The sequence below is a fragment of the Chryseobacterium scophthalmum genome, from assembly GCF_900143185.1.
Taxonomy (GTDB): Bacteria; Bacteroidota; Bacteroidia; order Flavobacteriales; family Weeksellaceae; genus Chryseobacterium; species Chryseobacterium scophthalmum.
The window spans coordinates 57,526-82,414 of record NZ_FSRQ01000002.1 but is presented as its reverse complement, the minus strand read 5'-3'; the positions used below and the strand labels follow the sequence as shown (position 1 = coordinate 82,414).

General features: G+C 33.9%; 24 protein-coding genes and 1 pseudogene. 12 read left to right on the top strand and 13 right to left on the bottom strand.

The features are described from left to right. Positions 1 to 7: 7 nt before the first annotated feature. From BUR17_RS10505 to BUR17_RS10495, 3 genes are all read right to left on the bottom strand, one after another. Positions 8 to 439, bottom strand: a complete 432-nt coding sequence (locus BUR17_RS10505; RefSeq protein ID WP_074230347.1) for a deoxycytidylate deaminase — start codon at positions 437 to 439, stop codon at positions 8 to 10. A gap of 32 nt (positions 440 to 471) precedes the next feature. Then, the gene (locus tag BUR17_RS10500; RefSeq protein ID WP_074230346.1) at positions 472 to 1,239 is read right to left on the bottom strand and encodes an enoyl-CoA hydratase-related protein; all 768 of its coding nucleotides are present in this window, start codon (positions 1,237 to 1,239) and stop codon (positions 472 to 474) included. 101 nt (positions 1,240 to 1,340) lie between these two features. After that, a complete protein-coding gene (locus BUR17_RS10495; protein ID WP_074230345.1) occupies positions 1,341 to 2,828 on the bottom strand; it encodes a catalase in 1,488 nt (495 codons plus the stop codon). Positions 2,829 to 2,935: 107 nt separating this feature from the next. On the opposite strand from BUR17_RS10495, the gene BUR17_RS10490 reads away from it, so the two are divergent. The 5 genes from BUR17_RS10490 to BUR17_RS10470 all read left to right on the top strand — a co-directional run bounded on the left by BUR17_RS10490 (position 2,936) and on the right by BUR17_RS10470 (position 7,638). Beyond that, positions 2,936 to 3,886, top strand: coding sequence for a LysR substrate-binding domain-containing protein (locus BUR17_RS10490; RefSeq protein WP_074230344.1), 951 nt, complete (start codon positions 2,936 to 2,938; stop codon positions 3,884 to 3,886). Between the two features lie 232 nt (positions 3,887 to 4,118). Further along, on the top strand, positions 4,119 to 5,399 hold the full coding sequence (metK, locus tag BUR17_RS10485; protein ID WP_074230343.1) for a methionine adenosyltransferase: 1,281 nt from the start codon (positions 4,119 to 4,121) through the stop codon (positions 5,397 to 5,399). An 81-nt stretch (positions 5,400 to 5,480) separates the two neighbouring features. Beyond that, positions 5,481 to 5,969: a hypothetical protein gene (locus tag BUR17_RS10480; protein ID WP_074230342.1), complete on the top strand. Its 489-nt coding sequence runs from the start codon at positions 5,481 to 5,483 to the stop codon at positions 5,967 to 5,969. 184 nt (positions 5,970 to 6,153) lie between these two features. Beyond that, complete coding sequence (locus BUR17_RS10475; RefSeq protein WP_074231159.1) at positions 6,154 to 6,741, top strand: RNA polymerase sigma factor; 588 nt, start codon at positions 6,154 to 6,156, stop codon at positions 6,739 to 6,741. 201 nt (positions 6,742 to 6,942) lie between these two features. Continuing rightward, positions 6,943 to 7,638 (top strand): YjjG family noncanonical pyrimidine nucleotidase, encoded by a 696-nt coding sequence (locus BUR17_RS10470; RefSeq protein ID WP_074230341.1) that lies wholly within the window; start codon positions 6,943 to 6,945, stop codon positions 7,636 to 7,638. A 70-nt stretch (positions 7,639 to 7,708) separates the two neighbouring features. On the opposite strand, the gene trpS is transcribed toward BUR17_RS10470, so the two are convergent. From trpS to ileS, 9 genes and pseudogenes are all read right to left on the bottom strand, one after another. After that, on the bottom strand, positions 7,709 to 8,677 hold the full coding sequence (trpS, locus tag BUR17_RS10465) for a tryptophan--tRNA ligase (RefSeq protein ID WP_074230340.1): 969 nt from the start codon (positions 8,675 to 8,677) through the stop codon (positions 7,709 to 7,711). A gap of 79 nt (positions 8,678 to 8,756) precedes the next feature. After that, positions 8,757 to 9,617 carry a hypothetical protein gene (locus tag BUR17_RS10460; RefSeq protein WP_074231157.1) on the bottom strand — a complete coding sequence of 287 codons (861 nt, stop codon included), beginning with the start codon at positions 9,615 to 9,617 and terminating at the stop codon, positions 8,757 to 8,759. A 1-nt stretch (position 9,618) separates the two neighbouring features. Next, a complete protein-coding gene (locus BUR17_RS10455; protein ID WP_074230339.1) occupies positions 9,619 to 10,329 on the bottom strand; it encodes a hypothetical protein in 711 nt (236 codons plus the stop codon). A 16-nt stretch (positions 10,330 to 10,345) separates the two neighbouring features. Next, positions 10,346 to 10,989 (bottom strand): annotated as a pseudogene (locus BUR17_RS10450) (SanA/YdcF family protein). 128 nt (positions 10,990 to 11,117) lie between these two features. After that, positions 11,118 to 11,756, bottom strand: a complete 639-nt coding sequence (locus tag BUR17_RS10445; RefSeq protein WP_074230338.1) for a lipoprotein signal peptidase — start codon at positions 11,754 to 11,756, stop codon at positions 11,118 to 11,120. After that, complete coding sequence (locus BUR17_RS10440; protein ID WP_074230337.1) at positions 11,756 to 11,950, bottom strand: DUF2683 family protein; 195 nt, start codon at positions 11,948 to 11,950, stop codon at positions 11,756 to 11,758. Before BUR17_RS10440 ends, BUR17_RS10445 begins: the two co-directional genes overlap by 1 nt. A gap of 40 nt (positions 11,951 to 11,990) precedes the next feature. Next, positions 11,991 to 12,236 carry a DUF6576 domain-containing protein gene (locus tag BUR17_RS10435; protein WP_074230336.1) on the bottom strand — a complete coding sequence of 82 codons (246 nt, stop codon included), beginning with the start codon at positions 12,234 to 12,236 and terminating at the stop codon, positions 11,991 to 11,993. An 86-nt stretch (positions 12,237 to 12,322) separates the two neighbouring features. Continuing rightward, positions 12,323 to 12,703 carry a TraR/DksA family transcriptional regulator gene (locus tag BUR17_RS10430; protein ID WP_066678201.1) on the bottom strand — a complete coding sequence of 127 codons (381 nt, stop codon included), beginning with the start codon at positions 12,701 to 12,703 and terminating at the stop codon, positions 12,323 to 12,325. A 59-nt stretch (positions 12,704 to 12,762) separates the two neighbouring features. Further along, positions 12,763 to 16,152, bottom strand: a complete 3,390-nt coding sequence (gene ileS / locus BUR17_RS10425) for an isoleucine--tRNA ligase (RefSeq protein ID WP_074230335.1) — start codon at positions 16,150 to 16,152, stop codon at positions 12,763 to 12,765. 428 nt (positions 16,153 to 16,580) lie between these two features. Between ileS and BUR17_RS10420 the strand changes: the two genes are divergently transcribed. Beyond that, positions 16,581 to 17,873 carry a phenylacetate--CoA ligase family protein gene (locus BUR17_RS10420; protein ID WP_074230334.1) on the top strand — a complete coding sequence of 431 codons (1,293 nt, stop codon included), beginning with the start codon at positions 16,581 to 16,583 and terminating at the stop codon, positions 17,871 to 17,873. Positions 17,874 to 17,968: 95 nt separating this feature from the next. Further along, positions 17,969 to 18,565, top strand: a complete 597-nt coding sequence (locus BUR17_RS10415) for a hypothetical protein (RefSeq protein WP_074230333.1) — start codon at positions 17,969 to 17,971, stop codon at positions 18,563 to 18,565. Positions 18,566 to 18,601: 36 nt separating this feature from the next. Here BUR17_RS10415 and BUR17_RS10410 read toward each other — a convergent pair whose 3' ends face one another. Continuing rightward, positions 18,602 to 19,846: an NAD(P)/FAD-dependent oxidoreductase gene (locus tag BUR17_RS10410; RefSeq protein WP_074230332.1), complete on the bottom strand. Its 1,245-nt coding sequence runs from the start codon at positions 19,844 to 19,846 to the stop codon at positions 18,602 to 18,604. Positions 19,847 to 19,931: 85 nt separating this feature from the next. On the opposite strand from BUR17_RS10410, the gene BUR17_RS10405 reads away from it, so the two are divergent. From BUR17_RS10405 to BUR17_RS10385, 5 genes are all read left to right on the top strand, one after another. Continuing rightward, a complete protein-coding gene (locus BUR17_RS10405) occupies positions 19,932 to 21,452 on the top strand; it encodes an HAL/PAL/TAL family ammonia-lyase (protein WP_074230331.1) in 1,521 nt (506 codons plus the stop codon). A gap of 47 nt (positions 21,453 to 21,499) precedes the next feature. Beyond that, on the top strand, positions 21,500 to 22,231 hold the full coding sequence (gene fabG / locus BUR17_RS10400) for a 3-oxoacyl-ACP reductase FabG (protein ID WP_074230330.1): 732 nt from the start codon (positions 21,500 to 21,502) through the stop codon (positions 22,229 to 22,231). 88 nt (positions 22,232 to 22,319) lie between these two features. Continuing rightward, complete coding sequence (locus BUR17_RS10395) at positions 22,320 to 23,540, top strand: beta-ketoacyl-[acyl-carrier-protein] synthase family protein (RefSeq protein ID WP_074230329.1); 1,221 nt, start codon at positions 22,320 to 22,322, stop codon at positions 23,538 to 23,540. A gap of 6 nt (positions 23,541 to 23,546) precedes the next feature. Next, a complete protein-coding gene (locus BUR17_RS10390; protein WP_074230328.1) occupies positions 23,547 to 23,801 on the top strand; it encodes an acyl carrier protein in 255 nt (84 codons plus the stop codon). Positions 23,802 to 23,912: 111 nt separating this feature from the next. Next, the gene (locus BUR17_RS10385) at positions 23,913 to 24,797 is read left to right on the top strand and encodes an LpxL/LpxP family acyltransferase (RefSeq protein ID WP_074230327.1); all 885 of its coding nucleotides are present in this window, start codon (positions 23,913 to 23,915) and stop codon (positions 24,795 to 24,797) included. Positions 24,798 to 24,889: the final 92 nt, after the last annotated feature.

The following is a 24,889-nucleotide window of genomic DNA, read 5'->3' as shown; positions in this document are numbered from 1 at the left end:
GTTTTTTTTAAATTTTTAACTCATTTTCTGAAACCTGTATTATTTCAATTTGGTGTTCTTTTAAAAAAGCAATTCCCTCATCATCTGAGTAAGCATTAATGTAGACCAGTTTTGAAATTCCTGCCTGTAAAATTAGCTTGCTGCATTCTTTACAGGGAGATAAAGTAAGGTACAAAGTTGCACCTCGGGCAGATTGTGTAGAACCTGCCAATTTCAAAATTGCATTTGCTTCTGCGTGTAAAACGTACCAATGGGTTTTCCCGGTTTCGTCTTCACAGCAGTTCTCAGATCCTGACGGAGTACCATTGTATCCATCTGAAATAATCATCCTATCTTTTACAATAAGAGCTCCTACTTGTTTTCTTTCACAGTAGGAAAGTTTTGCCCATTCCTGAGCCATTTTTAGATAAGCTTTGTCAAACTTATTATACTTCTGCATCGGTTGTTTTCGAAATAATTTGTGTTGGTATATTAGAAGTTAGGCTTTCTTTTTTCAATAAAAGCTGAAACTCCTTCTTTTTTGTCTTCTAAGTCAAAAAGCTCGCCGAAAAATTTAATTTCGGTTTCAAAACCTTTATCGGTATCAGACAAATTGGTTGCTTTAATAGCGCGTGAAATTGCCATTGGAGAATTATTAGCAATTGTTTTTGCCAATTCTTCTGTTTTAGAAAGAAGTTCACCTATTGGGAAAACTTCATTTACCAAACCAATTTCTTTTGCTTTTTGCGCAGGAATCATTTTTGCTGAGAAAATCATTTCATTCGCAATCCCTTTTCCTACTAATTTTGGAAGTCTTTGGGTTCCTCCATACCCCGGAATAAGACCTAAAGTTACTTCAGGAAGTCCCAGTTTAGCATTTTCAGATGCATATCTGATGTGGCAAGCCATTGCCAATTCTAAACCTCCACCTAAAGCGAAGCCATTTACTGCTGCAATTACCGGTTTAGACAGATTTTCTATCTTGTCAAAAAGAATATTTTGTCCGTTTCTGGCTAATTCTTCTGCTTTTTCCTGATTAAAGTTACTAAATTCTTTTATATCTGCACCAGCAACGAACGATTTTTCTCCGCTTCCGGTTAAAATAATTACTCTTACCTCATTATCAGATTGTAATTGATCCAATGCAGCACTGATTTCTTTTATAGTTTGTGCATTCAATGCATTTAAACTTTCAGGTCTGTTGATTGTAATTACAGCCGTTTTTTCTTCTTTCTTTAGCAGTATATTTTCGTAAGTCATTATTCTCTTAATCTTTAAGAACCTGCAAATTAAAAATTTTTTACAAATAAAAAGGGAAAAAATTAACTTTTTTCCCTTTTAAGTGTTTATTATTTAATAGTTTACTTAAAATGATTCATCATGTTGGCGTCTATATTGACACTTAGACTGGATGCCACTTTCATGCCAAGCTCAACATTTGCCCTGAAAAAATGACATATTTGACGGTTGATAATCTCGTCTTTTTTTGGTCCGTCAATTCCTTTCATGCTTCCTATGATGTTGTTTACCAGGTGTTCTCTGTCCTCCTGATTCATTGCTTTTGTATATAAAAGTCCTGGTTGAGTGTAGTGATCGTCGTCATTTTCATTTCTGTTGAAATTAGCAACATGATTGCTGTCTAGCTCATATTCGAAATTTTTATAAGACGAATCTGGTTGGATGTCATCAAAACTATTTGGATGATAGTTTGGCTTATCCTGATATTCACTTGAATCTGCCATAAAGCCGTCTCTTTGGTAATTGTTGACTGCAAACGGACATCTGTTTACTTCAAGCTGATGAGAATTTACACCTACTCTGTATCGATGTGCATCCGGGTAAGAAAATAATCTTCCCTGAAGCATTTTGTCTGGAGAAAAACTGATTCCGTTAATCAAATTGCTTGGTGAGAAAGTAGACTGTTCTACATGAGCGAAATAATTTGCTGGAATTTCATTCAGTTCCATTTCACCAATTTCAATTAAAGGAAAATCTCCCTGAAACCAAACTTTAGTGATGTCGAAAGGATTCCATCTGAATTCTTTTGCCTGTTCTTCGGTCATTACCTGCATGTACATTGTCCATTTTGGGAAATCACCGTTTTCGATTGCATTACAAAGGTCTTCCTGTGCAAAATCAGGATTTTCTCCTGCCATTTTTGTTGCCTCGTCGTCGGTAAAGTTTTTAATTCCCTGTTTTGTTTTAAAATGGAACTTCACCCAAACTCTTTCATTTTCACTGTTAATCATCGAAAAAGTATGAGAGCCAAAACCGTGCATGTGTCTAAAACCATAAGGTGTACCTCTATCAGACATTAGAATAAGAACCTGGTGCAGCGATTCGGGATTTAAACTCCAGAAGTCCCACATCATGGTTGCGCTTTTCAGGTTGGTTTTTGGAACTCTTTTTTGAGTATGTATAAAATCCGGAAATTTTTTAGCGTCTTTAATAAAGAAAACAGGCGTATTATTTCCTACTAAGTCCCAATTTCCGTCTTCTGTGTAAAATTTTAAAGCAAATCCTCTCGGGTCTCTTGCCGTATCTGCACTTCCTTTTTCGCCACCCACGGTAGAGAAACGGGCAAACATTTTACATGAATTTCCTACCTGAGAAAATAATTTAGCCTTTGTATATTTTGAGATGTCATGAGTGACTGTAAATTTTCCGTAAGCCCCGCTTCCTTTCGCATGAACAATTCTTTCAGGAATTCTTTCTCTCACAAAATGAGCAAGGTTTTCCTGTAAGATAAAATCTTGTAACAATACCGGACCACGCGCTCCGACTGTTTGAGAATCCTGGTGTTCATAATAAGGTGCTCCGCTGCTTGTTGTTAATTTTTTATTATCCATATAGTTATGATTTGAGATTCATTCCATTTTTCAGAATCAAATTTAGTTGAATTTTTAATGGCTTCTGCCAAAAACGTTATATCTTTGTCATAGATAATATTAATCAAATGAACATTCAGCAATTGGAATATCTTATCGCTGTAGATAAGTATAAGCATTTTGGTAAAGCCGCTCAAGCGTGTTTTATTACTCAGCCAACATTAAGTGCAATGATACAGAAGTTTGAAGATGAGCTGGATGTAAAGGTTTTTGACAGAACAACTCATCCAATCAGAACCACCGACGTAGGACTGCAAATAATAGACCAGGCTAAAGTAATCATCGAGGCTGTAAATGAGCTTAAAAACAAGGCTAATTTATTAAATAATATTTTGGGAGGAACCATTAATCTGGGAATAATTCCAACCGTTTCTTCGTTCATTCTGCCAACAGAAATTTTCCATTTTTTGCAGGATAATCCTAAAATTCAGATGAATGTAAAGGAAATGACGACGGATAACATCATTAAAGCTTTAAAAGCAGGTGAATTGGATGCCGGAATTATTTCTACGCCTTATGATAATGCCAACGAATTTTATCAGGACTTCTTATTTAATGAAGAATTGATGATTTACAGTTCAGATACTGAGGCAAACAAGAAAAATACATTTATCGTTCCTGAAGAACTGAATGTAGAAAAAGTTTGGCTTTTGGAAGAAGGTAACTGTCTGAGAAATCAGTTTGAAAACATTTGCCACTTAAAAGAAAACACTTTGAAGCCTAAAAATTTAGATTTCTTAGCATCCAATATTCAGACTTTGGTACACATGGTTGATAAAGTGGGAGGGATCAGTATTTTGCCTGAGCTAGCTTTAAATCAACTTTCAGAAGAACAAAAAGGCAAGGTTTACAGATTTAAAAAACCTTTCCCTTACAGAGAAATTAAAATCATTTATTATAAGCCGACTTTCAAGCAAAAAATCATTGATGAGTTGAGTTCTTTTATAAAATCTTCTTTAGAAACGAAGCTTAATTTCAATAATGCACCAAAAGATTTTGTAAGCATTAAGCCTCAGTAACAGAATTGAGGGACGTTTAAAGCATGTTTCAATAAAAATATAATAATCGACAAAAGTTTTTGAGTATTAAAAAATAGTACTTAACTTTGCAGACGTTTATTAACGAGGAAAAATTTGACCTGATTGCAACCTCTCTAAAAAAATGCTAAAACAGTAATTCTTTTTTAGCATTTCCGGGCAATTATTCATTTTTTCTTCACTTTTTTTAATCTTAAAAAATACAAAGAATAATATGTCTTATTTATTTACATCTGAATCTGTTTCAGAAGGACATCCGGATAAAATTGCCGATCAGATTTCTGATGCACTTATCGATAACTTTTTAGCATACGACAAAACTTCAAAAGTAGCTTGTGAAACTTTGGTTACAACAGGACAGGTTGTTTTGGCAGGAGAAGTAAAATCTGATGCTTATTTAGATGTTCAAACTATTGCAAGAGAAGTAATCAACGGAATTGGTTATACAAAAGGTGAATATATGTTTAATGGTGATTCTTGTGGAGTAATTTCTGCGATTCACGAACAGTCACCGGATATCAACCAAGGTGTTGACAGAGTAGTTGCTGACGAAACTTTCGAAACAAAAGCAAACGCTCAAGGAGCAGGAGATCAGGGAATGATGTTTGGATATGCTACCAATGAAACGGCAAACTATATGCCTTTAGCTTTAGATTTGGCGCATACTATTCTTAAAGAACTTTCTGCAATCAGAAGAGAAGATTCTGAAATCAAATATCTTCGTCCAGATGCAAAATCTCAGGTAACAATTGAATATTCTGATGACCACAAACCGGTAAGAATTGATTCTATCGTGGTTTCTACTCAACATGACGACTTCGGTGCTGAAGAAGAAATGTTAAACAAAATCAGAGAAGATATTAAAACAATTTTGATTCCTAGAGTTGTTGCTCAGCAGACTGAAGAAATCAAAGCTTTATTTAATGATCAGATCAAATATCACATCAATCCTACAGGGAAATTCGTAATCGGAGGTCCTCACGGAGATACAGGTCTTACAGGAAGAAAGATTATCGTTGATACTTACGGTGGAAAAGGAGCTCACGGAGGTGGTGCTTTCTCTGGGAAAGATCCTTCAAAAGTAGACAGAAGTGCTGCTTATGCTACAAGACACATTGCTAAAAACTTAGTTGCTGCAGGTGTTGCTGACGAAGTTTTGGTGCAGGTTTCTTATGCAATTGGTGTTGCTGAACCTTGCGGATTGTACATCAATACATACGGAACTTCAAAAGTAGGTTTGAATGATGGAGAAATTGCTAAAAAAGTATCTACAATTTTCGATTTGAGACCTTACGCTATCGAGCAAAATTTAAAATTAAGAAATCCTATCTACCAAGAAACCGCTTCTTACGGACACATGGGAAGAGAGCATTTCGTTGCTGATAAAACCTTTAATAAAGGACATAAAAATGAGTTGACTCTTACAGGTTTAGAGTTCTTCACATGGGAGAAATTAGACAAAGTAGAAGAAATTAAATCTGCTTTCGGAATTTAATTCTTCTTTTCGGTATAGAAACTGCTTTAACATTAAAATGCTAAAGCAGTTTTTTTTATTTTTACACTTAAATATTTCACAATGAATATGCGATTTGCAATCTCTATACTTTTTCTATTTTTCGTAAGCACTTTTGTAAAAGCGCAGTACACGGTGCACAAAATGATTAATGTGGGATACGTTTACCAAAACCAAAGCTTCGGTGAAGTAGGAGGGAAACTGATGTTTCTTAAAAATGACGATGTTATTTATCGTTTGGGAGCTTCTGCTTTAATGGGATCTGCGAATTCTGACTTTGCGATAATGCCTAAATTACAGGCAGACATTTTGTTTAATTTTGAGAGAAATGTAGATTTCTATCATTCTTATTATTTTCTTGCCGGAGTTGAGGGAACGAATAAATATGTGGCTCCAAAGATTGGGGTTACTCTTTTTGGAATCTTAGATTTAACAGGTGGTTATGCTTTTCCTGTTGGGAATTCTGGTTTAAATGGTAAAGAATTAAAAGGAGTAAATGTAAATTTCACACTAAATATTCCAACATCCTTCTTACATGATATGTTAAAGTAGATTTTTTAAATAATTCTTCAGAATATTTAATAATTAGTTAACAGTTATTAAAATTTTATTTATATTTACAGCATAATTGAATGCTTATAGATAATACTCTACTCTAATACTGTTTTGGCAAACTGAAAATTAACTTGATCCTAGTCAGGAAATTGTTTGTCGGCGGAAAATAATGAGAAGAGTTATGAAATCAACAGATAGTCTATTAATTTCTCTGTACCAAAAAGGAGACGAAGAAGCATTGTCAACCTTAATACATCGCCATCAAAGAGAATTGTTTACGTTTATTTTGTATAAAATAAATGATCAGGATTTGGCAAATGATATTTTCCAGGATACTTTTATCAAGATTATTGTAATGCTGAAAGAAGGTCGTTACAATGAGGAGGGGAAGTTTATTCTTTGGGCAAAAAGAATCGCACAAAACCTTATTATCGATTATTTTCGTGCAAAAGCAAAAAATGTAAAAGTTTCAGAAACTACTTTTGAAAATGATGAGTTTTCTATTTTCGATTTAATTAGAGAGCCTTCAGAAAATATTGAAGATCAATTGGTAAGTCTTCAGATTCAAGAAGATTTGCTTAAAATGTTACAGTTTTTACCAGAAAACCAACAAGAGGTGATAAAACTCAGGTTTTTTGACGGATTGAGTTTTAAAGAAATTGCAGACCATACAGATATGAGTATTAATACGACTTTGGGGCGTGTTCGGTATGCACTAATCAACCTAAGAAAAATAATGGAAGAAAATAATATTGTCTTGACGAGATAATAATTCAATATTTTTCACGTTTTAAAGAAAAAGTAATTTTTGCCTATGAAAAATAACGATTCTTTAAAAATGAAAAGTTTGAAACCCAAAAAACAAACTATTGATTTTTTGCTTAATTTCTCAAAAAATCTTGAAGTAGTAAAGATTAAAAAAAATCATTACCATCTTTCAAAAAATTAAAAATCATTAATTTTGTGCTGTATGAAAATTCAGCACATTTTTTTTGACCTAGACAATACGCTTTGGGATCACCGCAGAAACGCTTACCTAACCATCAAAGATCTTTTCGATAAAGAAGAAATTACTTTAAAATACAACATTGATTTTGAAGAATTTCATTCTGTATATCATGAGATCAACGAAAAACTTTGGGAACAGATCAGAGACGGCGAAATTGATAAAGAATATCTTAGAAAGCATCGTTTTTATGATACTTTCAAACATTTTGGAATTGATGATTTAGAATTGTCGATGTTTTTTGAGGAACATTTCCTAGATAAAATTCTTAATTATAACCATTTGGTTGAAAGCGCAGAATATATTTTAGATTATTTAAAAGCTAAAAACTATACGCTTCATATTATATCAAACGGTTTTCAGGAAATGACGGAGAGAAAATGTATTCTTTCAGGAATTGATCACTATTTTCAGACAATTACAAGCGCAGATTCTGTTGGAGTAAGAAAACCCAATCCTGCTATTTTTGAGTATTCTCTAGGACTTTCTGAAGCTAAAAAAGAAGAAAGTATTCTGATTGGAGATGATTGGATCGCGGATGTTATTGGTGCTCAGAATTTCGGTATGGATGTTATTTTCTTTGATGTTTTAAATGAAAATAAAGAAGTTGAAAATCTGAAGGTGATAAAGCATCTTTTGCAAATTAAAGAATATTTGTAAAGACCTATTTAAAATAGTTTCGGTGGCACCAAAGGTACCGCCGAAACTTTATCAATCAGAAAATTCAGAATTAAATTCCCAAACTTTCTCTTACTCTTTTAATAGTTTCAGTAGCAATTACTCTTGTTTTTGCTGCTCCTTCCTGTAGTTTTGCTTCAAGCTCTTCAAGATTGTTCATATAGTATGAAAATAATTCTCTTTCTTTTTCAAATCTTGTTAGAATTAAATCTAAAAGCTCTTTTTTAGCATGACCGTAACCGAAATTTCCGGCTAAATATTTTGCTCTTAATTCTTCAGTTTGTTGAGGTGTTGCAATCAATTCGTAAATCGCAAAAGTTTTGTCTGTAGAAGGATCTTTCGGTTCTTCAAGAGATTTAGAATCACTTTCGATGCTCATTACCTGCTTTTTTAATTGTTTTTCAGGTAAGAAAATATTGATGATGTTTCCTCTTGATTTAGACATTTTATGACCGTCAATTCCGGGAACATATTTGGTGTCTTCCTGCAACTCGGCTTGAGGTAAAACCAAAACTTCACCCATTTGATTATTGAATCTTGAAGCAACATCACGTGCAATTTCCAAATGTTGAAGCTGATCTTTTCCTACAGGAACAATTTCTGCGTCGTATAATAAAATATCTGCAGCCATCAAAATAGGATAGGTAAACAAACCTGCATTTACATCCTGTAAACGGTCTGCTTTATCTTTAAAAGAATGTGCTAAAGTCAATCTCTGATAAGGAAAAAAACATGATAAATGCCAAGAAAGTTCACAGGTTCCAGGGATGTCGCTCTGTCTGTAAAAAAATGTTTTTTCGGTATCAAGTCCGCAAGCAAGCCAAGCCGCAGCAATTTCGTAGGTGTTGTTTTTAAGTTCTTTTGCATCTTTAATCTGCGTCAACGAATGTAGATTCGCAATGAATAAAAATGATTCGTTTCCTGCTTGTTTAGAAAGCTCTACTGCAGGAATAATTGCACCCAAAAGGTTTCCAAGGTGCGGTGTTCCGGTGGCTTGTATGCCGGTAAGAATTCTTGACATTTGTTTAAAATTATTTCTACAAAAATAGGGAAAATTTAGAATCTATCTTGTTCAAAAAATGCTGCAAAATTGTATTAAATTATTTCTTCAATTTAATTTTATAATAAAATGTGAGAACCTTTATATGCCAAAGAGTTAGAGTTTGTTCCGCTGATATTAAGTCGTTTTCTGAATCTATAATCAATCGATCACGGAAAGAACGGATAAATTTCGACCAATATTCACCTCTCGAATCTTTCAGTAAAAAATAAAATCCAGCATCGCCAAATTTTTTTCCTGAAGAATCTAAAATCAATTCGCCATTTTCTCCAACAGTTGGAATCATGAAAACCGTTGCATTTCCATTAGGCAGAGGAAAAACAGCTTTTACACAGGTTTTTCCAGAAGGCAAATTACTGATTCCGTAAACCCCGGAATAAATAACTTGTCCACTAGATTCAATGGAACGAAACCAAAAAGTGTATTTTATTTCATTCGATTTTGGATCAATGAGATTAATTATTTCGCTTTTTAAAGTTTCTGAATCAGCAATATTTTTGATAGGAATATTCAATTGGTTAATTCTATTGCTGAATAATTTATTAACCAGAATTCCAAAAAATTTAAAAAATGGATGCCATTTTACAGAAAAATCTAAGTTGTAATTTTCTGTTTTTTCATAAAAGGCAATGACATTTTTTGATAAATTTGAGAATTCTGTTTCGGATAAATTAAGCTTTAGCATCGAGGGAATTATGCCTTTAGTATTTGAATTTATTTGTATAATTAAGTTTTCTTTTTTCGCAAATTGATGGATGAAATCTTTTCCAATTGCGTCCAAATTCCCAAATGGACCCATCAACCAAGGAAAGTCTTCTGCCTTAATTTTTCTTCCACGCAGAATAACCCATTGTTGAGTCACCCAATCCTGAAATTTCTGCATAGGATAAGCGAACCGCATTTTAATTGTTTTTGAGATTTGGAATAATGTTGCGTCGACCATTCCATTCACCAAATTCAGAAATAGGTTTGAAACGCAAGGTTGTAAATTCGAAATGAAAATCTTTTCGCTCTCTTTCTTTCATAGCATTGGCGTGCCTTTCAGGTTTTGGAACTTTGCTATGTCCGTGAACCATATCCGTCATTTCTTTCTGCGTTTTCCAAATTGAAAAGGTAGAAACGGTATTTGGAAATTTTATAGAAGCTAAAGATAAAGTTGTTGCTGGATGGTCGCGTACCAATTTTTCAACCGGCCTTCCCCAATGAATAAATCTTGGAATTTCTAAAAATTTCATTCTGGCAATGGTTACTGCAACGACCGGAGAATCTGGATTTTCAAATTCTATTGTTTCATCAGGAATTTCAAATTTATTGAATTTCCCCCATTTTCTCATGAAAGTTAATCTCGTATGCCAACCTTTTGCAAGAATTTTTCCTAAATTATTTTTGGTTAAAAAATTGTCGATATCACTTTCCTTTTCCCATTGAGCAAATATTGCGATTTGTCTGATCAACATCCTGGATGGTGAAAGAATAGGAGAGCCTAATGTCATCGCTGTCATAACTTCTGCGTGAATCAAACCCGAAATGTTTCTCGGCTTTGGTGGAAACAAAAGGATTCTAAGTGCAGAAAAGTAATTTGTTTTTACTAAATGATAGGTGAAGACGCTCATTATTAAATTATTAAAATCAAGGAATCAAAACCTTCTCCCCACCAAACTTCGGCTCTACACCAAACATAAAGTCCCAGAAAACTTTTGCTCTTGCCAGTTTTTCTCTCGCATTGGTTTTTAAACCAGCATATTTATTTACGTCTGCTGCATTGTAACCCCAAGCTTCAATATTGTTTTTCTTGCAAGATAAACCGCTCTTTCGTTGTGAAACCTTTGTGAAATAATGATGTAAGAATTTTGTCCGAAAATCTCTTTTGCACGAAGCACAGAATCTAAAGTTCTGAAACCTGCAAAATCTTCGAAAATTTTATCAGCAGGAACTCCGGCTTTGATAAGCTCGTTTTTCATTTCTTCCGGCTCGTTGTAATCTTTCTTAGAATTATCACCACTCACGATGATATTCTGAATTTTTCCTGATTTATATAATTGCGCAGCTGCCTCAATTCGATTGAAGAAATAAGCATTGGGTGCTCCGTTGGATAAAGTTTTACTTGTTCCTAAAAGAAGTCCTGTTTTTTCATTTGGTAAAGTTGAAATATTAGACGTTACGTAATCTTCTGACTGATTATTAATGGTAAAATTTGACCAAATGATAAAAATAATTCCTGCCACAAAAAGGAGCAGGAAAATTTTGATTATATTTTTTATAATTCTTTTCATACATTTTTAAACCTTGAAGGTTTCATAAAAGTATGAAATCCCAATGAGTTGGCAACATAAAAACCGATAAACATTATGGGATTAAATATGTCCTTTAAAAGACAATAAAAATCTACATATTAAATATTTTAGAACTCAAGTCCGTTTGGAAAAGCTTTTTTTCTGAAAATTAAAAGCAATGCAGCTCCAATAGTAATAGCAGAATCGGCAACGTTAAAGATATATTTAAAAAACTCAAGATGTTTTCCACCAATTAAAGGCCAACTTTCAGGAACATACCAATCAACCAAAGGAAAGTGAAGCATATCAACAACACAGCCTTTCATAAAAGTAGAATAACCTTCTCCGAAAGGAACCAGCTTAGAAACTCCGCCATAACCAATCCACTGATTTACATTTTCATCGTAAACCATTCCGCTGTCGAAAATTAAACCATAAAACATTCCGTCAATAAGATTTCCAATAGCTCCGGCAAAAATAATTGACATTGGGATAATCAGATAATTAGATTCGCCTCTTTTAAGCCACTTGTTGAAAAGGTAGATCATTCCGCCAATCAGGAAAATACGAACAATCACTAAAAAATATTTACCAAACATTCCACCAAAATGAAAACCATAAGCCATGCCCGGATTTTCTACAAATGTCAGTTTAAAACCCGGAAAAACAGGAATGCTGTCATTCAGGTTAAAATTTGTTTTGATATAAATTTTTGAAGCCTGATCTATTAATAAAATAAGAAAAGTTATTAATGCTATTTTCTTCATTACTTGTCTTTCTTTGGATTGTCTTTAAAATCTCTTACAGGTTTATCCTTTTTTACAGGAGTTTTTGGTTCAAATTTTTGTGTTTTTGCACCTCTGGTATGAAATTTTTCATATCGAATTCCCATATCTTTCATCACGCTTTTTAGCGCATTCAGCTCCATTTGGTTTTTTGGGTGTACAATTAATGCTTCCATTTTAATTTATTTTTTTGTCAGTCTTAGGATAATCAAAGACTTAATGTTTAGAAAGTTCGTCGAGTCTTTTTCTGTCTTTTGCAGACAGATCGTTAATTCCGTTCTTGCCCATTTTACTGAGAAGTCTGTCGATTTCTTTTTCTCTTTCTCGTTTGTCTGAGTTAAATTGCTGATCGATTGTCAGGTTTTTAGGCTTATCGGGATAGAATCGGTTTTTGATTCGATCTTTATTAAAAAACCATAAAACAACAACGAGGATAATTCCTAAAATCAAAAATTCACTCATAGATATAATTAAAAATTAGGTTTATACAATGCTGTAAAACATTATATAAACCCAATTAATTATTTACAAAAATAAGATAAAAATAATTATCTCTTCATATTTTTAGCTTCAATACTCAAAGTAGCATGTGGTACGGCCAAAAGTCTTTCCTTTGGAATTAGTTTTCCCGTAACTCTGCAAACGCCGTAAGTTTTGTTTTCAATTCTTATCAAAGCATTTTTAAGATCTCTTACAAACTTTTCCTGTCTTCCTGCCAAAATAGAGTTTTGCTCTTTGCTCAGCGTTTCTGCACCTTCTTCAAAAGCTTTGAAAGTAGGCGATGTATCATCAGTTCCGTTATTTTGATCATTGATAAAGCTTTCTCTGATTAGCTGTAAATCTTTCTCTGCTTTCTCAATCTTTTCTTTGATTATTTTTTTAAACTCTTGTAAATCAGAGTCATTGTATTTTACTCTTTCGTCTTGCATTGTCTTTTTCTTTTTTAATAAATTTATGATTTGGAAATTGAAAAAACAATAGTTATATATTAATTTTTTTCAACATTCACTTTAAATTTAATCTCATCGATGTCGATTTCGTTAAAATTTGAAAGTGAAGATACAATTTCTATTTTATTTGACAAGACCTCAGATGAAATATATTCTTCATTTTGTTTAATCTGCTCCAAAAACGGAGTGTTTTCTTCCAAAACGATGCTTATTCTGTCTGTTAATTCAAAATCTTTCTCTTTTCTGAGATTTTGGATCCTGTTGATAAATTCTCTTGCGATACCTTCAGATTTTAACTCATCAGTCATCTTCAAATCTAGTGCCACAGTTGTTTTCCCGTCTGAAGTTACCGTCCATCCCGGAATATCTTTTGTTGAAATTTCTACATCATTCAATGTGATTTCATATCCTTGAATTTCGATGCTTCCTTCTTTTTCTAAAGATGAGATTTGTTCGGCAGAAAGATTAGTAATTTCATTACCAACCACTTTCATGTCTTTTCCAAGTCTGGAACCTAAAGTTTTGAAGTTCGGTTTGATTTGTTTTACAATTAAATGGGATGCTTCTTCAGCATTGATCAATTGCAATTCTTTAACGTTAACTTCTTGTTTAATTAATTCTGCAACGGCTAAAATCTGATCTTCAGTTTTCTTATCCAACACAGGAATCAACACTTTTTGTAACGGTTGACGAACTTTTACGTTTTCCTTTTTTCTCAATGAGAAAACCATGCTCGTAATGTTTTGTGCTAAATGGGTTTTTTCAACCAAATCCTGATCGATCAAACTTTCATCAGCAACCGGGAAGTCTGTTAAATGCACAGATTCTACGCTTTCTTTTCCTGTTACTTTGTTCAAATCCTGATACAACTGATCCATAAAGAACGGAGCAATTGGTGCAGATAATTTGGCAACAGTTTCCAGACAAGTATATAAAGTTTGGTAAGCAGAGATTTTGTCATCAGAATAATCTCCTTTCCAGAAACGTCTTCTGCACAATCTTACGTACCAGTTACTCAAATTATCATTTACAAAATTACTGATCGCTCTTGCAACTCTTGTTGGCTCGTAATCTTCGTAAAATGCTTTTACTTCTTTAATTAAAAGATTTAATTCAGATAAAATCCAACGGTCGATTTCTGGTCTGTTCTGAACCGAGGGTTCAGCGAATTTGAATCCGTCAACATTTGCATATAAAGCGAAGAATGAATACGTGTTGTAAAGTGTTCCGAAGAATTTTCTTCTCACTTCGTCAATTCCTTCGATGTCAAATTTCAGATTTTCCCAAGGATTTGCGTTTGAAATCATGTACCAACGCGTTGCATCTGGTCCATAAACTGCAAGAGTTTCAAATGGATCAACTGCATTTCCTAAACGTTTTGACATTTTCTGACCGTTTTTATCCAAAACAAGCCCGTTACTCATTACATTTTTATAAGCAACTGAATCAAAAACCGCCGTTCCGATTGCATGAAGCGTATAGAACCAACCACGAGTCTGGTCAACACCTTCTGCGATGAAATCTGCTGGGAAAGCCTTATTGTTATCAATTAATTCTTTATTTTCAAAAGGATAATGCAACTGTGCATAAGGCATAGAACCTGAATCAAACCAAACATCGATTAGGTCGCTTTCACGGTTCATTGCTTTTCCTGAATCTGAAACCAAAACTACTTTGTCAACTACATTTTTGTGCAGATCAACCAAAGAATAGTTTTCTTCAGACATATTTCCAATCTCAAAACCTTTGAAAGGATTTTCTTTCATTAATCCTGCAGCAACAGATTTTTCGATTTCGTTATATAATTCTTCTACAGAACCGATGATTTTTTCTTCTTTTAAATCTTCAGTTCTCCAGATCGGCAACGGAATTCCCCAATATCTTGAGCGGGAAAGATTCCAGTCGTTTACGTTTTCCAACCAATTGGCAAAACGACCTTCTCCGGTAGCTTTTGGTTTCCAGTTGATGGTTTCGTTTAATTCTACCAAACGGTTTTTTACAGCCGTCATTTTTACAAACCAAGAATCCAAAGGATAATATAAAACTGGTTTATCGGTTCTCCAACAGTGTGGATAACTGTGAACATATTTTTCTACTTTGAAGGCTTTGTTTTCTGTTTTCAACAAAATCGCCAATTCTACATCCCAAGATTTTTCAGGTGCAGTTCCTTCATCGTAATATTCGTTTTTAATATATTTTCCTGAGAAAGTTTTTGGAACATCATTTCCTTTGATGAATTTACCTTGTAAGTCAACCAACGGAACCAAGTTATCATTCTCATCTTTTACCAACATTGGCGGAATTCCTGCATCTTTCGCTACTCTTGCATCATCTGCACCAAAAGTAGGAGCGATGTGTACGATACCTGTACCGTCTTCCGTCGTTACAAAATCTCCGATAATTACTCTGAATGCTTTTTCAGGAGTTTCATCCGGTGTAAACCAAGGGATTAATTGCTCGTATTGAGTTCCTGCAAGCTTTTCACCGGTAAATTCTTTTAAAACTTTAAAAGGAATTGTTTTGCTGTCTGAACTATAGTTTGCCAAATCTTCATCAGTTCCTTCCACGAATTTTTTACCGAAATTCTTCTCCAATAAAACTCTCGCCAAAACAACTGTTACAGGCTCAAAAGTATATTGGTTGAAAGTTTTTACGACAACATATTCAATATCTCTTCCTACCGCCAAAGCCGTGTTTGAAGGCAAGGTCCAAGGAGTTGTCGTCCAAGCTAAAACGTTTACATCTCCATCAACATCGTTGAATAATTCTGATGAATCTTTTTTAACTTTAAATTGGGCAACAATTGTTGTGTCGGTAACATCACGGTAAGTTCCCGGCTGATTCAACTCGTGAGAAGAAAGTCCGGTTCCTGCTTTCGGAGAATAAGGTTGAATCGTGTAACCTTTATACAACAATTCTTTGCTGTATAATTGCTTCAACAACCACCAAACAGTCTCCATATATTTTGACTTGTAAGTGATGTACGGATCTTCAAGATCTACCCAATATCCGATTTTTTCGGTAAGGTGATTCCAGACATCAGTGTAACGCATTACCGCTTCACGACAAGCTTTGTTGTAATCTTCAATCGAAATTTTTTTGCCAATATCTTCTTTAGTGATTCCGAGTTCTTTTTCAACTCCTAATTCCACAGGAAGTCCGTGTGTGTCCCAACCTGCTTTACGGAAAACCTGTTTCCCGTTCTGCGTTTGGTAACGACAGAAAATATCTTTCAACGCTCTTGCCATAACGTGGTGAATTCCGGGCATTCCGTTGGCTGAAGGCGGACCTTCGTAAAACACAAACTCAGGATTTCCCTGACGTGTTTCCACGCTTTTTGCAAAAGTGTCGTTTGCTTTCCAGAATTCCGAAACATTCTCGGCTACATCTATAAGGTTGAGGTTTTTATATTCTTTAAATTGGCTCATTGTAATTTCTCAATTTCGTTGATTAATCAAGTTGGCAAATTTAGTGAATTTTGTCGGTTTATAATATATGTTTTATTTTGATTCCGTCTATTGAAAAGTTTGAATAAAAGGATGTGTATTTGACGTTAAAATTAAATGTCCGACAGATCGCACATTTTTTTATAAAAAAATTAAAACTGAACCATTAAGGAGATTTAAGAAGTTAAGCTTTTTTAAGAAAAATCAATAGATTTTTTGAAAAGCATTCTGCTGGAAGAGAGAAGAGACTTAATATTCTTAACTTCTTAATAGAAATCTTAATGGTTCAATATTTCCATCGTAATTTTATTCTCAATCATATGAATCATCTGAGCAAGAAAAATTTTCATTTGGCTTTGCTTTAATCTTTTCATTTTAATTAAATAAATTTGTCTTCTAAATTTAAACTATTGGAACTTTTCCCATTCATCGAGAAAGCAGACATTCAGGATATAAAAATATTTCAGGAAGAAAAACTTCAGGAGCTTTTACAATATCTTGAAGCCAATTCGCCTTTTTACCAGAAATTATTTAAAGAAAACAATATTCAAATTTCTGATATTCAGACTTTGGAAGATTTACAGAAAATTCCAACGACCTCGAAAAACGATATTCAGCAAAATAATGATGATTTTTTCTGTATTCCCCAGAATCAAATTGTTGATTACAGTACGACTTCAGGAACTTTAGGAGATCCCGTAACTTTTGGTTTATCCGATAACGATCTTGAAAGATTAGCTTACAACGAAGCAATTTCTTTCGCTTGCGCAGGGATTCAGAAAGGAGATGTTGTACAGATGATTACGACGATTGATAAAAGATTCATGGCCGGACTTGCTTATTTTTTAGGTTTAAGAAAAATGGGTGCAAGTGTTGTCAGAATGGGACCTGGAATTCCAGAACTTCAGTGGGACTCTATTTTTAGGTATAAACCAAAATATTTGATAACCGTTCCATCATTTCTGTTGAAAATGATTGATTATGCCGAAAAACACGGAATTGATTATAAAAATTCCAGCGTTTTTGGTGCGGTTTGCATTGGTGAAAGCATCAAAAATCAAGATTTTACAGATAATATTCTTTCGCAAAAAATTAAGGAGAAATGGAATATTCAATTGTATTCCACTTATGCTTCTACTGAAATGAGCACTGCATTTACCGAATGTGAAAATCAAGTTGGTGGTCATCAACATCCTGAATTAATTATTACCGAAATTCTTGATGATGAAGGAAATCCAGTAAAAGATGGAGAAAGCGGAGAATTGACCATTACAACATTAGGTGTTGAAGCACTTCCTTTGTTGAGATTTAAAACGGGAGATTTAGTTAAAGCTCATTATGAACCATGTAAATGTGGTAGAAATACGATGAGATTAGGACCAGTTGTCGGAAGAAAACAGCAAATGATCAAATATAAAGGAACAACTTTGTATCCGCCTGCAATGAATGATATTCTGAATGATTTTGAAGGAATATTGTGTTATCAAATTGTTATTCAATCGAATGAAATTGGTTTAGATGAAATTATCATTAAGCTAAGTACAGAAAGAGAAGAGGAAAGTTTTGAAGGAGAAGTGAGAGATCATTTCCGTGCAAAATTAAGAGTTAGCCCGAAAATTGAAATGCTAGATTTTGATGTTTTGTATAAAACCGTTTTCAATCCAAATAGTAGAAAACCGATTACATTTATAGATTTAAGATAAATTTTAAATTTTATTCAAATAAGTTAGAAATATTATCGTTCAGTTAAAACTAAATTACTTTTCTGATATTATATTTGCAGTCTTAATTTTATACTATGAAAAAAATATTTCTATTTCTGTTCGCTGTAATCACAACGACAATTTTCGCTCAAAATAAATTGACCATCGAATCGGGAAATTTGAGTTTTCTAAAAGGAGAAACAGAAGTTAATGTTGAGCGTAATTATGGAAGCCCGCTTTTTCAGGTTGATAATTTTACAGAAACTGAATATATAGAAAGAAGACACAAAGAAACTGTAGCTAAAAAGGGTGAAGAAGCATGGAAAAAGTGGATTGACACTTGGGAACAACATGTAGAAAACATTTGGACGGAAAAATTTATTGAAGGTTTAAATAAATCAAAGAAAATTAAATTTGCTCAAAACGTTGAAACAAAATATACTTTGATTATCCAGCCAAAATGGATGTATGCAGGATGGAGCGGTTTTGTAATGCAGCCTGGAAAATTAACTGCAGAAATTACAATCGTAGAAACTGAAAATCCTTCAAAAGTTTTAGCAAAATTTATAGGCGATAAAATTGAAGGAATCGGAAGTAAGGTCGATTACAGCATGGAATATGGGAGAATCACTGCAGCTTACGAAAAAACAGGAAAAGAGTTTGGGAAAGAATTGAAAAAAGCTTTAAAATAAAATAAAAAGCGGTCTGAAAATATTCAGACCGCTTTTTTATGCTTGTTGCTTTTCTGCTTTAATGAAATTTGCAAGATTCACAATTGCAGTATCATGTATTCTCACAAATGTATTTTTTTTATCCCAAACATATCCTGCCAAAACTGCGCAGATTTTTCTCTTAACATCAGGGTTTTCCGGTTGGTGGAAGAATAATTCCTGAAGATTTCCGGTGTACCACTCTTTTACATATGTTGTGAAAACATCAACGCCGTACAAAATATAGTCTGCAAATTCTTTTTGCCAATCAACTTTTTCTCCGTTTAATTGTCTTATGGCCAGTTTTGCAGCTGTCATTCCGCCTTCGGTTGCAAAAGCCATTCCCGAAGAAAAAACAGGATCTAGAAATTCTGAAGCATTTCCTGTTAAAGCAAATCCGTCACCGTAAAGACTTTTTACCGAGCAAGAATAATCTTTCAAATGTCTTGGTTCAAAAAGAAATTCTACATCACCAAAACGTTTTACATAATAATCAGAAAGTGAAATTGCTTTTCTTAAAGCTTCTGTAGGGTCTCCATTTTTAGATAATTTTTCGATATAATCAGTCGGGCCAACAATTCCTATGCTCGTATTTCCATTGGAAAAAGGAATTACCCAAAGCCAGACTTCTGTTTCAATAATGTCAAAAGAAATCAAAGTTCCTTCTACGCCTTCTTCTCTGTTGATATCTTCAACGTGAGCAAAAATTGCAGAGTGTGGAGACAATTTTGATGGTTTTTCTAAGTCTAAAAGTCTCGGTAAAACTCTTCCGTAACCACTGGAATCAATTACGAATTTTGCGTGGATTTCTTTAGTTTTTCCGTCTTTAGTTTTAACGGTTGTGACAGAATCTGTTCCGTTAAATTCAATGCCGATAACTTCTGTTTCAAATTCAAGATCAATTCCTTTGTTGATGACTTCCTGAGCCAGAGTATTGTCAAAATCAGCTCTCGGAACTTGCCAAGTCCAATCCCATCCTTCTCCGAATTTGTTGCTGAAGTCAAAAATACAGACTTCATTTCCTCGCATAAAACGAGCTCCCAATTTTTTTTCAAAGCCCATTTTATCTAACGCAGGAAACAATCCGGCTTCATCAAAATGATCCATCACTCTGGGAATAAGGCTTTCGCCAACAACAAGTCTTGGGAATTTTGTTTTTTCAACTACTTTCACATTGATGTTATTCTTCTTCAAATAAGCAGAAGATACGCATCCGGAAGGTCCAGCTCCAATTACTAAAACATCAACAATTTCTTTGTCCATTTGTTTAATAAAACTTTTTATCTTTGCGCAAAATTAGTGACAATTAATTATATCTTACAAAATTATATACCATTACTTTTAATTGATGAAAATAAATAACTTTTTAGAACTGAGAGATTTTCAGAGAATTATTATCGAAAATGAAAGCATAGAATTAGATCAATCACTTCTCCAGAGGGTGAATGAGAGCTTTTCTTTTCTGAAAGAATTTTCAAAAAATAAAGTAATTTATGGAGTGAATACGGGTTTCGGACCGATGGCTCAGTTTAAAATCAGTGATGAAGATACTCATCAACTTCAATATAATTTAATCAGAAGTCATTCTTCAGGGATTGGAAATCCGCTTCCTGCAGATGAAGTGAAAGCTAGTATGTTGGCAAGACTGAATACTTTATCACTTGGAAATTCCGGAGTTCATGAATCTGTTGTGAATTTACTTAAAGAATTAATTAACAGAGATATTACACCGCTTATTTTTGAACACGGAGGTGTTGGAGCAAGTGGTGATTTGGTGCAATTGGCACATTTGGCTTTAGTTTTAATTGGTGAAGGCGAAGTTTTCTATAAAGGAGAAAGAAAATCGACAAAAGAAGTTTTCGAAACTGAAGGTTTAGAACCTATTCAGGTTGAAATTCGTGAAGGTTTAGCTTTAATGAACGGAACTTCGGTAATGTCAGGAATTGGAATTGTAAACGCATACAAAGCCAATCAATTAACTGAAATTTCATTAAAATTATCTTGTGCAATCAATGAAATTGTTCAGGCATACGATGATCATTTTTCTGAAGTACTGAACGGAACAAAACTTCACGCAGGTCAGCAGAAAATCGCAGAAAAAATGCGTCACCATTTAGCTGATAGTAAATTAATCAGAAAAAGAGCAGATCATTTATATACTCACTTTGAAGAACAGGAAAAGGTTTTCAAAGAAAAAGTACAGGAATATTATTCTTTAAGATGTGTTCCTCAGATTTTAGGTCCGGTTTTAGATACTTTAGAATACACTGAAAAAGTATTAGAAAATGAGATCAATTCAGCAAACGATAACCCAATTATCAATGTAAAAGATCAACACGTTTACCACGGCGGAAACTTCCATGGAGATTATATTTCTTTGGAAATGGATAAGCTGAAAATTGTTGTAACGAAGTTGACTATGTTAGCTGAAAGACAATTGAATTATCTTTTAAATTCAAAAATCAATGAAATTTTACCTCCATTTGTTAATTTGGGTAAATTAGGATTTAATTTCGGGATGCAGGGTGTTCAGTTTACAGCGACTTCTACAACTGCGGAAAGCCAGATGTTGTCGAATCCTATGTATGTTCACAGTATTCCGAACAATAATGATAATCAGGATATTGTAAGTATGGGAACAAATGCAGCGGTAATTTGCAGAAAAGTAATTGAAAATGCGTTTGAAGTACTTTCTATTGAGGCGATTACGATTGTTCAGGGGATTGAATATCTTGGTTTTCAAGAACAAGTTTCATCTAAAACAAAAGAGCTGTACGATGAAATCAGAAAAATTATTCCTGCATTTTCAAATGATATGGTGATGTATCCTTATTTGGAGGAAGTGAAAAAATATTTAAAGACAATGTAATTATTGGCTACTTTTAGTTGTCAATATATAAATAAACTGAAACACATATGAAATGTGCAATTGTAACAGGTGGTTCCCGCGGAATCGGAAGAGCAATCTGTATAAAACTGGCTGAAGAGAAAATCGAGCATATTTTAATTAATTATACTTCAAACGAAACTGCAGCAAAGGAAACTTTGGCTAAAGTGGAAGAATTGGGTTCTACAGGAGAAATTCTTAAATTCGATGTAGGAAATGCTGAAGAAACTCAAAAAGTTTTAAATGAATGGCAGGAAAATAATCCAAATTCTGTAGTTGAAATTATCGTAAACAACGCAGGAATTACAAGAGACGGATTATTCATGTGGATGCCAATTGAAGACTGGAATTCTGTGATTAACACAAGTTTAAATGGTTTCTATAATGTGACGAACTTCTTTATTCAAAAGTTGCTGAGAAACAAATACGGCAGAATTATCAATATGGTCTCTGTTTCCGGAGTAAAAGGAACTGCGGGACAAACCAATTATTCTGCTGCGAAAGGTGCTTTGGTCGGAGCGACAAAAGCTTTGGCTCAGGAAGTTGCAAAAAGAAATATCACTGTAAATGCAGTTGCTCCGGGTTTCATAAAAACAGATATGACGCAGGATTTTAACGAAGATGAATTAAAAACAATGATTCCTGCAAACAGATTTGGTGAAGCAGAAGAAGTGGCAGATTTAGTTGCATTTTTAGCATCAAAAAAATCTTCTTACATCACAGGAGAAATTATTAATATTAACGGAGGAATTTATTCGTAAAATAATGTAACAATATAACAATGTACCAGTTTACCAATGTTTTAAATTGTTACATTGTTATATTGATACATTGTTAAATTTGAAAAACATGGAAAATAGGGTAGTCATTACCGGAATGGGAATTTATTCTTGCATCGGAACTTCTTTGGAAGAAGTGAAAGAATCCCTGTATCAAGGAAAATCGGGAATTGTTTTAGTCGATGAAAGAAAAGAATTTGGCTTCAGATCAGGTCTTACGGGAGTTGTTCCAAAACCGGATTTGAAAAATCTTCTCAACAGACGTCAACGCGTAAGCATGGGCGAAGAAAGCGAATACGCTTACATTGCAACATTGGATGCTCTAAAACAGGCAAAAATCGATCAGGATTTTTTAGACCAAAACGAAGTCGGAATTTTATACGGAAACGACAGCGTTTCAAAAGCGGTTGTAGAATCTATTGATATTGCAAGAGAAAAAAAAGATACCACTTTGATGGGTTCTGGAGCGATTTTCAAATCGATGAACTCCACGGTAACGATGAATCTTTCTACTATTTTTAAATTAAGAGGAATCAATTTAACAATCAGTGCAGCTTGTGCAAGCGGTTCTCATTCTTTGGGATTGGCTTACATGATGATTAAAAATGGTTTTCAGGAGATGATTGTTTGCGGTGGAGCACAGGAAACCAACAAATATTCAATGGCGAGTTTTGATGGTTTGGGTGTTTTTTCGGTAAGAGAAAACGAACCTGCAAAAGCATCAAGACCTTTCGATTCTGATAGAGACGGATTAATTCCGAGCGGTGGAGCAGCAACTTTAATTGTTGAAAGCCTTGAATCTGCACAAAAAAGAGGAGCAACTATTTTAGGCGAGATCGTTGGTTACGGTTTTTCTTCAAATGGCGGACATATTTCTACGCCCAATGTAGATGGTCCGGCTTTAGCGATGAACCGTGCTTTAAAACAGTCGGGTTTAGATGTGAAAGATATCGATTATATCAATGCTCATGCGACTTCCACACCGATTGGTGATGCAAACGAAGCAAAAGCAATTCATGAAATTTTCGGAAGCGAAGTTCCGGTAAGTTCTACAAAATCAATGACGGGTCACGAATGTTGGATGGCAGGTGCAAGTGAAGTGATCTATTCCATTTTGATGATGCAGAATGATTTTGTGGCGCCTAACATCAATTTAGAAAATCCTGATGAAGACGCTCAAAAGATAAATTTAATCTCCGAAACTAAAAATCAAAAAATTGACGTATTTTTGTCGAATTCTTTCGGATTTGGGGGAACCAACTCCGCATTAATCGTTAAAAAATTTGAATAAAAAAACATGGAAAGAGAAAAAATTGTTGCCATTGCTAATGATTTTTTAATCAATGAGTTTGAGGTAGATGGTGACGAGATCAGTAATGATGCCCATTTCAAGAAAACTTTGGGCTTAGACAGTTTAGATTATATAGACTTGGTGGTGGTAATTGAATCTAATTTTGGAATAAAATTAGGCGAAACAGACTTTAAAGATATTATCACTTTTGATGATTTCTACTCGACAATAGAAAACAAAATCGCTCAAAAAAACGCATAACTATCGATTAAAAATTTACTCAAAAAAATGTAACGATATAACAATTCAACAGTTTACCAATGTTTTAAATATTGTTACACTGTTAGACTGATACATTGTTAAATTAATACTATGAACAAGTGGAAAGGAAAATCTAAAGGTACCATTTTAGGTTACAGAATCTTCGTTTGGTGCATTAGAAATATTGGGATCCGAAGTTCTTATTTTGTTCTTTATTTTGTTGCTTTTTACTATTTTTTATTCGAAAAAAAGAGCAACAAATATTATCGATATTACTTCCAGAAAAGACTCAATTACGGTTTTTGGAAAACAAAAATCTCCTTGTTTAAAAGTTATTTTACTTTCGGAACGATTTTAATTGATAAGACTGCTATTTCAGCTGGTTTAAGAAATAAATACACCTACGAATTCGACGGAATAGAAAATCTCAGAAATCTTTTAGCCGAAAAAAAAGGTGGCGTTTTGATCAGCGCACACATCGGGAATTTCGAAATTGCAGAACATTTTTTTGCAGAAATTGATTTTGATTGCCAAATTAATTTAGTGACAACAGATCAGGAAGTTACAGTCATTAAAGAGTATCTCGAAAGCGTTTCTGTGAAACAGAGCAACATCAAATTCATTTACGTAAAAGACGATATGTCGCATATTTTCGACATCAACGAAGCCTTGTCTAAAAACGAATTGATATGTTTTACTGGCGATCGTTATTTTGAAGGTTCAAAATTCCTTGAAGCAGATTTGCTTGGGAAAAGTGCTAAATTTCCGGCAGGTCCTTTCCTTATTGCTTCCCGATTGGGTGTTCCTGTGGTGTATGTTTACGTTATGAAAGAAAAAAATCTTCATTATCATTTGTATGCAAGAGTCGCTGAAAACGTCAAAAAACGCGATGCACAAGGACTTTTACACTCATACACCAAAAATCTTGAATCAATGATTCAGAAATATCCACTTCAATGGTTCAACTATTTCGATTTTTGGGACGATATTGATTAATTTTCTATACTTTTAAGGCGGTTATTTGACAGTGTTGAATAGCAGTTTAATATTTTTTATGGCAGCTATTTCCGCCTTCCGCTCCCGCTTTT

Bases quoted from the DNA above. Each gene is read 5' to 3' on its own strand.
- BUR17_RS10495 (WP_074230345.1), bottom strand. From the start codon at position 2,828: ATGGATAATAAAAAATTAACAACAAGCAGCGGAGCACCTTATTATGAA.
- BUR17_RS10505 (WP_074230347.1), bottom strand. From the start codon at position 439: ATGCAGAAGTATAATAAGTTTGACAAAGCTTATCTAAAAATGGCTCAG.
- BUR17_RS10460 (WP_074231157.1), bottom strand. From the start codon at position 9,617: ATGCGGTTCGCTTATCCTATGCAGAAATTTCAGGATTGGGTGACTCAA.
- BUR17_RS10415 (WP_074230333.1), top strand. From the start codon at position 17,969: ATGAAAAAAATATTTCTATTTCTGTTCGCTGTAATCACAACGACAATT.
- BUR17_RS10390 (WP_074230328.1), top strand. From the start codon at position 23,547: ATGGAAAGAGAAAAAATTGTTGCCATTGCTAATGATTTTTTAATCAAT.
- fabG (WP_074230330.1), top strand. From the start codon at position 21,500: ATGAAATGTGCAATTGTAACAGGTGGTTCCCGCGGAATCGGAAGAGCA.
- BUR17_RS10475 (WP_074231159.1), top strand. From the start codon at position 6,154: ATGAAATCAACAGATAGTCTATTAATTTCTCTGTACCAAAAAGGAGAC.
- BUR17_RS10395 (WP_074230329.1), top strand. From the start codon at position 22,320: ATGGAAAATAGGGTAGTCATTACCGGAATGGGAATTTATTCTTGCATC.
- BUR17_RS10455 (WP_074230339.1), bottom strand. From the start codon at position 10,329: ATGAGCGTCTTCACCTATCATTTAGTAAAAACAAATTACTTTTCTGCA.
- trpS (WP_074230340.1), bottom strand. From the start codon at position 8,677: ATGTCAAGAATTCTTACCGGCATACAAGCCACCGGAACACCGCACCTT.
- BUR17_RS10435 (WP_074230336.1), bottom strand. From the start codon at position 12,236: ATGAGTGAATTTTTGATTTTAGGAATTATCCTCGTTGTTGTTTTATGG.
- BUR17_RS10430 (WP_066678201.1), bottom strand. From the start codon at position 12,703: ATGCAAGACGAAAGAGTAAAATACAATGACTCTGATTTACAAGAGTTT.
- BUR17_RS10500 (WP_074230346.1), bottom strand. From the start codon at position 1,239: ATGACTTACGAAAATATACTGCTAAAGAAAGAAGAAAAAACGGCTGTA.
- BUR17_RS10480 (WP_074230342.1), top strand. From the start codon at position 5,481: ATGAATATGCGATTTGCAATCTCTATACTTTTTCTATTTTTCGTAAGC.
- BUR17_RS10490 (WP_074230344.1), top strand. From the start codon at position 2,936: ATGAACATTCAGCAATTGGAATATCTTATCGCTGTAGATAAGTATAAG.
- ileS (WP_074230335.1), bottom strand. From the start codon at position 16,152: ATGAGCCAATTTAAAGAATATAAAAACCTCAACCTTATAGATGTAGCC.
- BUR17_RS10410 (WP_074230332.1), bottom strand. From the start codon at position 19,846: ATGGACAAAGAAATTGTTGATGTTTTAGTAATTGGAGCTGGACCTTCC.
- BUR17_RS10385 (WP_074230327.1), top strand. From the start codon at position 23,913: ATGAACAAGTGGAAAGGAAAATCTAAAGGTACCATTTTAGGTTACAGA.
- BUR17_RS10470 (WP_074230341.1), top strand. From the start codon at position 6,943: ATGAAAATTCAGCACATTTTTTTTGACCTAGACAATACGCTTTGGGAT.
- BUR17_RS10405 (WP_074230331.1), top strand. From the start codon at position 19,932: ATGAAAATAAATAACTTTTTAGAACTGAGAGATTTTCAGAGAATTATT.
- metK (WP_074230343.1), top strand. From the start codon at position 4,119: ATGTCTTATTTATTTACATCTGAATCTGTTTCAGAAGGACATCCGGAT.
- BUR17_RS10440 (WP_074230337.1), bottom strand. From the start codon at position 11,950: ATGGAAGCATTAATTGTACACCCAAAAAACCAAATGGAGCTGAATGCG.
- BUR17_RS10445 (WP_074230338.1), bottom strand. From the start codon at position 11,756: ATGAAGAAAATAGCATTAATAACTTTTCTTATTTTATTAATAGATCAG.